The 9,769-nt window shown below is 60.6% G+C and carries 6 protein-coding genes and 1 pseudogene; 3 read left to right on the forward strand and 4 right to left on the reverse strand.

Going from position 1 to position 9,769, the window contains the following annotated elements; translation table 11 throughout:
• Positions 1-244: 244 nt before the first annotated feature.
• Together EIP85_RS23520 and EIP85_RS20275 are read right to left on the reverse strand one after the other, a co-directional pair.
• Positions 245-568 (reverse strand): YdcH family protein, encoded by a 324-nt coding sequence (locus tag EIP85_RS23520; protein WP_127904042.1) that lies wholly within the window; start codon positions 566-568, stop codon positions 245-247.
• A complete protein-coding gene (locus tag EIP85_RS20275; protein ID WP_164871827.1) occupies positions 568-2,064 on the reverse strand; it encodes an isocitrate/isopropylmalate family dehydrogenase in 1,497 nt (498 codons plus the stop codon). Before EIP85_RS20275 ends, EIP85_RS23520 begins: the two co-directional genes overlap by 1 nt.
• A 97-nt stretch (positions 2,065-2,161) precedes the next feature.
• On the opposite strand from EIP85_RS20275, the gene EIP85_RS20280 reads away from it, so the two are divergent.
• Entirely contained in the window at positions 2,162-3,103 is a 942-nt protein-coding gene (locus EIP85_RS20280; protein ID WP_127904044.1) for a hydrogen peroxide-inducible genes activator, read from the forward strand.
• Positions 3,104-3,531: 428 nt separating this feature from the next.
• A pseudogene (locus EIP85_RS20285) lies at positions 3,532-6,207 on the forward strand (cation-transporting P-type ATPase); the annotation flags it as partial.
• Between the two features lie 690 nt (positions 6,208-6,897).
• Here EIP85_RS20285 and EIP85_RS20290 read toward each other — a convergent pair.
• Complete coding sequence (locus EIP85_RS20290) at positions 6,898-8,352, reverse strand: ATP-binding protein (RefSeq protein WP_127904046.1); 1,455 nt, start codon at positions 8,350-8,352, stop codon at positions 6,898-6,900.
• Positions 8,353-8,569: 217 nt separating this feature from the next.
• On the opposite strand from EIP85_RS20290, the gene EIP85_RS20295 reads away from it, so the two are divergent.
• Positions 8,570-8,878, forward strand: a complete 309-nt coding sequence (locus tag EIP85_RS20295; RefSeq protein ID WP_164871828.1) for a transposase — start codon at positions 8,570-8,572, stop codon at positions 8,876-8,878.
• 575 nt (positions 8,879-9,453) lie between these two features.
• Here the strand turns inward: EIP85_RS20295 and EIP85_RS20300 are convergent.
• A partial coding sequence (locus EIP85_RS20300; protein ID WP_164871829.1) for a helix-turn-helix domain-containing protein occupies positions 9,454-9,769 on the reverse strand: 316 nt, incomplete at its 5' end.

The following is a 9,769-nucleotide window of genomic DNA, read 5'->3' on the forward strand; positions in this document are numbered from 1 at the left end:
CGATACCCCGGCCTTCCGAGCTACTTGGTCATAGGCTCGCGAGTCCCAGCCCCACGCGCTCCAAAGCCTGGCTCCGGACTCCTGCTAGCCCGGTCCCGCAGCGGGATTACCCGTGCCGAGTGACGGGTCGCACGAGGAGTTTGGGGTGGCGGCGCTCCCATCGCATCAGGCGCCCGCTCGTCATGGGTCAGCGCTTCTTCGAGTTCGCTGATATTGGCACTGTGGAAGAAGCGCGTTGCCATGATCATGTCGTGAAGACTGTTGAAATACATCTCCGAAGGCCTCCTATGAGCTTAAACGGTGGGCAGGGACAGCCCGCCCCGACGCGCACATTGCTGCCGTGATGGAAGGTCAAGTCGTGACATCTCCGCGCGCTCAGGGTCCTGAGCAGGCCCTCGTGGAGAGCAAGGTCGTCCCTGAGGCGCAGCTTCTGGCGCTTGAGCCTCTGGACCAAGGAGGCCTCAGGTAGCGGATTCCGTGTTTCCCTGGCGACCTCCGCGTCGAGCGCTCGGTGACGGGTGCGCATCGCCGCGATGCGGGCCTCGAGGGCGGCGGGGTGCTTGGTCATCAGTTTGATCTCCCAGGAATTGGCAATCTGGCCGCGGCCTGGGAGCGAGCGTAGGCAGGAAATCCATTGTACGCCTCAAGCTTCTCGACGTGCGTCCAGCGCAGCTGTTCGCCGAGAGCAACAAGTAGCTTGGGCAATTCGTGCTCCAGGGGTTCGCCGGCGGTCGCCACAAACCGGCAACTCCAATGCGTCCCCGTCTCTGCCGTTGCCGATCTGGCCGGCCAAATTGCTTTGCCCCGGCTCGAAATCATAGATAGTCGGAAGTTGCCCGTGTCCATCGCGTGGATCCGCTCTGCCAGTGCCCCCGGGGTGCCATGCCACTCGACGCAAATGTCTACGCCCTCGAACACGCGGATCAGCTCCCCTCGCGGGGACCGCCGACGCAGTTGCGGATTATGAGTGATCGTTCGTAGTGCTGGCTCAGGGGTAATCGGTGGAACCGCGTCGAGTTCGGCGACGATCCCCTCGACGAACGCCATCGCCGATATGACGTCACCAGACTGGACCGCATCGGAACGCAGCGTGTTGTGCCGCGCGTATGCACGTCGAACCGCCGCTTCGACTCGCGCCGCGGCACCGGCAATTCCAAGGTGGCGCAGCATCATTGCGGCAGCGAGGATCATGGCGGTCGGATTGGCGCGGTCCCGCCCTGCGAGCCGAGGGGAACAGCCTTGAAGAACCTCGAACATTGCAACGTCGCGACCGAGATAGGCCGAAGGAACGAACGCCAGCCCGCCAGCGAGCCCGGTTGCGAGGTCGGCAAGGACGTCGCCGGACGTGCCGCTGGCGAGCACCATCTCGAACTGCTCAGGGTGAAGAACCAACTGCCGGGCGCAGTTATCGGCCAGGATATCATGGGCGCCTATCTCCGGATGCTCAGCCGCAACGCTTTCGAAGGCACGCAGGAAGAGACCTTCCGTCAGCTTTAGAGTGTCGGATCGGTGGGCGCAGATGATCCTCTTGCGTCCTTCGTTTCGTGCCAATCCAATGGCGAGCCGAGCGATCCGCTCCGCGCCTTGACGAGTGACCAGATTGACGCCCTGCGCCACGTCGGGCGAATGCATCTTCTCCAATGCGCCAACCAAGCCCTCCTCCGTATCGCGCACAATGGTCAGGTCGATGTCGCGGCCGGGATAGGGCCCCGGAACGCCCGGAAGCGTTCTGATGCGTCGGACGTTTCCGTAGAGTTCGAACGTCTGCACTAGGGTGCGGCCGACGCCGTCACCAAACCCGCCGAGGGGTGGCCCCATCGGGGCTTTCAGCACGACGCCTGCCGTCGCGATCGCATCAAGAGCTTCCGACGGCAGCTCCGCGCCATCCATTTCCGCCTCGATCCAGTCGATCCCAGGACAGACCGCGTTGATGACGGTCCGGGCCGCGCGAGCCAGTTCGGGTCCGACGCCGGCACCGGAGATCAGCGCAACAGGAATTACAGCAGGTGTGGCCTCAACGTTCGGAGCCGCGAGACCGGTTGAAATGGCGCGCCTGTCAAGCATCGGGTCCTCCAGGTCAGCGTTCCGACTTGGAGGGAGGTGATGTTGCAGCGTCCTAAGTGCAACCATAACTATTCTGAAACTCTGATTGGAAAAATCTATGGATCCGACCCCACTCCCGACCCTCAAGCAGCTTCGCTACTTCGTGGCTCTGGCCGAGGCCGGGCATTACCGCAAGGCCGCCGAAAGGCTGGGGATCAGCCAGCCCTCGCTGAGTGTACAGATCGGCAACCTCGAGGCTACCTTGCGCCATTTGCTGGTCGAGCGTGGCCGGGCCGGTGCGATCTTGACCCCAGCCGGGCGGGAGGTGCTTGCGCGGGCAAAGGCGATCATCGACGATGTGGCCGCGTTGACAGAGACGTCCGAGAGCCTGCGCAGCGGCCTGGCGGGGACGTTCCGGCTCGGGTCCTCCACTACACTTGGTCCTTATCTGTTGCCTCGAGTGGTGCGTCGGCTTCATGCAGACCATCCGGCATTGCGCCTCCTCATCCGCGATGGCATCCCACGTGACCTGTTGACGGACCTTCTCGAAGGACGGCTCGATCTGGTGCTGACCCAGCTGCCGGTGCCCTCGGCCGACCTGATGGTGACGCGGCTCTTTCGCGAGCCGCTCTGGCTGGCGGTGGCGCATGATCACCCGCTGGCGGATCGTTCCAATACTGAGGACGTAGATCTCGCGAAGGAAACGCTCTTGACCCTGTCGGATGGGTTTGCGCTGCACGCCCAGATCGCCGAACTCGCCCATGACGCTGGCGCGGCTCTTCGGCTGGACTACGAGGGAACGAGCCTTGATGCGTTACGCCAGATGGTGGCCATGAATATGGGGGTCGCGCTCCTACCAGCGCTCTACGCTCAGTCTGAGATCCGATCGCGCAACGGTGATGTCTCACTCCTGCCGTTCCGGCACGGCCGCCTCACGCGCTCGATCGGAGTAGTCTGGCGAAAGACTACAGGTCGGACTCCAGGACTCGCCGCCTTTGCCGAAGTCATTCGCTCCGTGGTGGGTGATGACTTCGTCGGCGTGGTTCATATGGATGGGTAATGCCGGAGGGTGGATACGATGGTGCTTCTCACTGCCCCTTTTTGTGGCGATCCATCAGGCAGAAGCTACGCTGCCCAGATCATTCCTTCTGGGACGTTTCCCCGCACTGACCCGACACCATCCTATCTCGTTCTTGCACGCCGCTCCCTTGCAGATGAGTCCTTCAACAACGGCACAGTTTCCGTAGAGGGGGCTATCGGAGCGGGGAATAGATCACGTCTGAGGAGCGCATGCCGGGCACAATGATCTAGCGCATCAAAGGAAGCGGTATGCTCTGCTAACCTCCGTTCATGAGGTACATTGCGTCGGTGAGACCCTGAGCCATGCCATCGCATCTGACTTCCCAAACGCTCCGGAGTGCGGCGGCGGCGAGCACTGCGCCTGGCGGTCAGGAATCGACCGCAGCGTCCGGCAATACACTCAACGCTCACGCTCTTCCTGAGGCGGAACTTCTGCGGACCTTGCAGGCATCTCGCGACGGGCTCACCTCTGACGAAGCCAAGCGACGTCTAGCAGAGACCGGACCGAACCGACTGCCCGAGCCGCCGCCGCGCAGCCAGATCATGCGACTTCTGACACAGTTCCACAACATCCTCATCTACATGCTCGTCGCCTCGGCGGCGGTTGCGATTGTGCTCTCCCACTGGGTCGACGCGGGTGTGATTCTCGCAGTTGTGGTCGTCAATGCGATGATTGGCTATGTGCAGGAAGGTCGCGCCGAAAAGGCGATGGAGGCAATACGGGGAATGTTGGCGCCTCACGCCACCGTGCTCCGCGATGGACGGCGGAAGAGTGTGGACACGGCCGAGCTGGTGCTGGGCGACATCGTTCTGGTCGAGCCAGGCGACCGAGTACCTGCTGATTTGAGGCTTATTGAGACGCGCAGCCTGAAGACACAGGAAGCGATCCTGACTGGCGAGTCGGTTCCCGTCGATAAGAGTACAGTGGCCGTGAGCAAGGATGCGGCGCTCGGCGACCGGAGCTCCATGCTATTTTCCGGCACGCTTGTCGCAGCAGGCACGGGCCGGGGCCTAGTCGCAGCGACTGGCGCCCAGACTCAGATAGGTCAGATCAGTGGAATGCTGGGTGAGGTCGAGACCCTAACGACGCCGCTCGTTTTGCAAATGGATCGCTTTGCGCGCTGGCTGACGGTCTTCATCCTCCTCGTCGCTGGATCTCTCCTGGTCTACGGTTATTTCGTCGGGCACCTTCCGTTCCCGGATCTGTTCATGGCCGTCGTCGGCCTTTCGGTGGCAGCGATCCCAGAGGGGCTTCCCGCCGTCCTGACGATCACACTCGCGGTGGGAATTAAGGCCATGGCGCAGCGCAACGCCATCGTCCGTCGGCTGCCCGCAATTGAGACGCTGGGATCGGTTTCCGTGATCTGCTCGGACAAGACCGGCACGCTGACCCGCAACGAGATGGTGGCGACATCATTGGCCACCGCCGGGCATGTCTACTCTGTCGAAGGCAACGGTTACGCGCCCGAAGGCGCCGTGCGTTGGCGCGAGGCTGACGCCCATCCCGCGGAACATCTCGCGTTGATGGAGTTCGCCCGTGTGGCCGCGCTTTGCAATGACGCAATGCTCCATACCCATGCCGACGGCTGGCGCGTCGAGGGAGACCCGATGGAGGGTGCGCTGATCGCACTCGCCGGCAAGATCACTGGAGATGGTCCTGAGCCCTTCCCGCAATGGAGCCGCACCGACGCGATTCCCTTCGATGCCGCGCATCGTTACATGGCTACGCTCCACCACGACCACGAAGGCCACGCCTGCATCCACGTCAAGGGCGCGCCCGAAACGGTGCTCGCGCTCTGCGCCGACCAGCGCAGCGCCGATGGCGGGGTCGAGCCGCTCGACAGCGCCCAGTGGCACGAACTGGTTGAAGACCTTGCCGCCGGCGGCCAAAGGGTTATCGCAGTCGCGCTGCGCGCCGTACCGCAGGACCATACCATCCTGAACGCCACCGATCTGGAGGGCCGGCTCACCTTGATTGGTCTGATCGGTCTGATCGACCCGCCGCGTATCGAGGTGATCAAGGCGGTCGCCGACTGCCATGCCGCGGGGATCCGGGTGAAGATGATCACGGGCGACCATGCCGCGACGGCACGCGCCATCGCCGCGATCATCGGGCTGAAGAACCACGACCGAGTCCTGACCGGCGCGGATATAGAGGCGATGACCGACGCCGAGCTGGCCCAGGCAGCGGTTGACACCGACATCTTCGCGCGCACCTCTCCCGCTCACAAGCTTCGCCTCGTCGCGGCGCTGCAGTCCCGCGGGCTGACGGTCGCCATGACTGGAGACGGGGTGAACGACGCACCTGCGCTCAAACGCGCCGACGCCGGAGTCGCAATGGGTCAGAAGGGCAGCGAGGCGGCCAAGGAGGCCGCCGATCTGGTACTCGCCGACGACAATTTTGCCTCCATAGCGGCCGCCGTGCGCGAGGGCCGCACCGTCTACGACAACATCAAGAAGGTCATCAACTGGACGCTGCCGACCAGCACCGGCGAAGCGATGACCATCGTCGTCGCACTGTTCGCCGGCATGACCCTGCCGATCACAGCGGTGCAGATCCTCTGGATCAACCTCATCACCGCGGCCACTCTTGGGCTTGCCCTCGCCTTTGAGCCCTCCGAGCCCGGCACCATGCGCCGCCCACCCCGCCGGCGCGACGAGCCACTGCTGACGGGAGCGCTGATCTGGCACATCGTGTTCGTCTCGAGCCTGTTTCTGGTCGCGGTCTTCGGCATGTATGTCTACGCCACCAATCGGGGATATTCGACGGAACTCGCCCAGACGATCGCGTTGAACACACTGGTCGTGTTCGAAATCTTCCATCTGTTCTTCATCCGTAATATCTACAGCGCATCGCTCACCTGGGCCGCGGCGAGGGGTACACCGATCGTGTGGGCCTGCGTCGTGACCGTGACCGTGGCGCAGTTTGCCATCACCTATCTGCCCCCGCTGCAGGCGATATTCGGAACCCAGGCCGTTCCGGTTCGCGACGGGCTCCTGATCGTCGCTGCCGGTACCGTCTTCTTCGCCCTCATCGAGACGGAAAAGCAGATGCGGCTCGCCTTTCGTAGTCTCGGCACCTGATCGGGTCGACCCGGCCTGGTCGAGCGACGATCCTTGATATGACAGCGCACTCCACTGTTGGGGACAAATCCAGTGGTTTCATCAATTTTCGAAGAAGCCGTTTTGCCTGAGGCCGGAAATCGACTGATCGTCGGCTCAGCGATGGGCATGACCCACTTTCCACGCCCGCAGGAGGTGCAATCACCGGTAGTGCAAAGGCTGAATTCTCGACTCGTGTAGGCGCAGCCGGTCCCAGAGATTCTTCTGCATGACGCACGTGAACGACTTTTCCCGTCCCACTTAGGCTGGAACCGCACGCCCACCTCCCAGACCGCGTCCTCGCGACAAATTGAGACCCGTTAAAGAACGTGCGCACTCCGAGAGTGTGGCAATGATTGAAGTGCGTCCTCTCCCGGAACTGGGATCCGGGTGTTCGCACTGCAATCCGAGATGCGAACCTCGAGACAGGAGCAGAATTGGGCAATCAGAGATAGCACAGTCACGACTTATCACATAGAGTTTATATGCCAGCCTCCAAGCAACACAAACCAAGCCTCGCTATCTCAGGCGGGCCCATGCTGGAATGCGCACTCTCTTTCGCCAAATTGTCCTCGATTACCGACGGTCGCGCATCGCGGCGGATGCGGTGAGCGCATTATCAGAGCTGGCGGGCGCTGTGCTTAACCATCCAACTTCTGATCGCAGTTCGAACTATGATGGACCGGACTCTGCTGGCAATTCAAAATAGAATGTTGTCCCAGCTCCCGAATAAGAGTTGAAGTCAATCAGGCCACCGTGCATTTCAACAATCTTGCGGGCAATGGCCAATCCCAATCCCGTTCCACTGTGCTTCCGGCTGTCCGAAGTATCAACCTGGGTAAATTTATCGAAAATGGTGGCTTTCGCTTCATCCGGTATCCCGCACCCATCGTCGCTAACTTCAACACGGATACGCCTCGAGGTAAGGTTGAATTTCCCTGAAATACGGACCACCCCGCCGGTCGGCGAGAACTTCACGGCGTTAGACAATAGATTTGCCATTACCTGCATGAGGCGATCACGATCCCCTAACACGATCACATCCCGGCAATGGTCCGTCACCTCGTAAGTGACGCCGTATTGCTGACCATAGCCACCGTATGCCTCGAGCGCATCCCGGACGAGATTGCAGAGGTCGAGTGGCTCTCTCGACAATTTGAGTTTGCCGGCCTCGAGCTTTTCCATGTCGAGAATACTGTCAATTAGCCGCCCCAAGCGCTCACTGTTTTGCAGGGCGATTGCCGTCAATCGTTTGACCTTCGAGGGGTCCTCGCTCACCGAGTCCGCCTGCAACATTCCGAGGGCCCCTCTTATAGACGTGAGCGGGGTTCTCAGTTCGTGACTTACCGTCGCGAGGAACTCGGACTTGGCCTTTTCCGCCACCTTCCGATCGGCGATATCACGCAGGATGCCGACATAAACGAGCCGCCCGGCGATATGGATCTGTGTGACAGTGAGTTCAATTGGAAACTCAGTTCCGTCCGCGCGACGCGCATGCTCGATACGTCCAGTCCAATCGAAGTGCTTTCTGCCCGTGGTCGCGTATCGTCGCAGATAGGCGTCGTGTGTTCTTGCTTGTGCACCCGGCATCAGTACATTCACATTCTTGCCGATGACCGTTTCTGCAGCCCAACCAAAAATCCGCTCGCACGCCGGGTTGAAGCTCCCAATATATCCTTGTTCATCAATTGTAATTATCCCCTCCCCAATATTGTCAATGATTAAACCCAACCGCCTCTCGATTTCATCAGGGTCCCTCATGAGTTGATCGAGCAGACGCGCTAATAGGGTCTTGGCAGGGCCTCGCTTATTGAGTAGGCCGAGGTCTATCAAATTTGGATCTGCAAATGGCCGGGTCACCCCCGACAACTTTCCCAGGCCCCATAGATTACGCGTCATTGCCTCAGATAGCGCCAGAAGTGCAATCGGAACGGCCAATATCGCCATAGCACTCTGCCAGCTCGCGGACAAATGCGTCAGCCAAAGCGCATTCAAACCCGCATAGCCACCGCGCGTAATTATCTCGATCGATTTCAATGCATATGACTGATCAAGTGACAGGTCCAGAACGGAACCTAAAATGATCAGGCCCGCAACCATCAAGAATGCCAAACGCACCCTACGCATAATCCCCTCCCCGATGAGGACCCGGTTTGTTCAGAGCCACTTCGGACCTGGTATCCGGATCTCTCCAATGACAGCCGCCTACGCTGTCGAGACGCATGCCGAGGAAGACACGTATCTTATGTCTAAAATCGGAAATACATGTATTTCCCCCATATAATTGACGTTGTCACACTTATCCGTGATGCGGATTCACGCGACGAGTCCGGCGTGTTAGCTGGTGCATGCCGAAGCCATCGCCATTCATTACTGCAGGAACAGGTTTTCGGCCTATGATGCGTCACTGTCCCGTCGTGGTTGGCTCTGGATCTGGTTCGATCCGAACAGGGAGTGGCGCCCCGCGAAGGCCGACAAGCGCGGCCATCCTCAAGCCTTCTCGGAGTGCGCGGTCCAGTTCTGTCTCACCATGACGGTCCAGTTTGACCTGCCGCTTCGGCAATTAATGGACGTGGTCGCCAGCCTGCTGGAGATGGCGGGACCGGACCGTGCCAGATTACTCGCCCCGTTATCTTCGGGAGGTGAAGATTGAACCGCGCCGCCAACGACGGAAATGCGGCAAGCCGATAGGCGCAGAGTACGCGTCCAACGTGTTCATGGTTTGGCACGGCCCGTTGTCGCCGAAAGCCAACCTCGCTTATGGTGTGAAGTTGAGGGGTAGGGAGGAAGCATTGTCCTGGCAAATTTGGACAAAGGCACCGAACGGGGAGACCTACAGGATTCGCTGTGACACCAGGGAGCAAGTCGCGAGAGACTACCGCGATTTGCGAGCGCGAGGGCGCGAGGTCGAGGTGCAGGATCATACTGGACAACCCGTCGATCTCGATCAGTTTGGCATCCAAGACGAGGAGTGATGCCCTGATCCGAAACGGCCAAGGCAACAAGCGAGACGGCTTTGTCGGGAATCGATGTTAGCCTGCTTCTGCCCTATTCGAATTGCTGGTTTGGAGATGCTGCAATGCCTCACCGGGTTATGATCGATACTCCGCATTGGGCCGCAAGCGTCGACCGCCATCTCCTCCCGCTTTAGGGGGCTGAGAGAGGCCACTTGCATGAAGGGCGGTTTGGTGCGGTGCGCGGTAACGCCAGAGGCCGGCTGCGAGTCGTTCACGCCGCGGCAGTTCCACAAATTTGAGATGCCTTCGTGCCGCTCAGGTCGAGTGAGCAGCCGCTGACGGCAGATGCATTCCGTAAGGCGCGTAAGGCTTCGATGTCCGGCTCCGACAACTCCAGCGTCGCGATGTCCGCCAGCCGGGGCAAATCGAGGATATCGAAATCGTTTGGGGTGTTGATCTGGATCGTCCCATTGTCGCGCAGCGCGTGGATAGCCCGGCTAATAGACTCGGCGCGCGTGCCAAGATAGTGGGCGAGATCCACGCGCCCCATGGGAAGACGGATATGAAGCGCATTCGGGCGTTGTGAC

The sequence above is a fragment of the Solirhodobacter olei genome, assembly GCF_004010155.1.
In the GTDB taxonomy this organism is placed as follows: domain Bacteria; phylum Pseudomonadota; class Alphaproteobacteria; order Rhodobacterales; family Rhodobacteraceae; genus Solirhodobacter; species Solirhodobacter olei.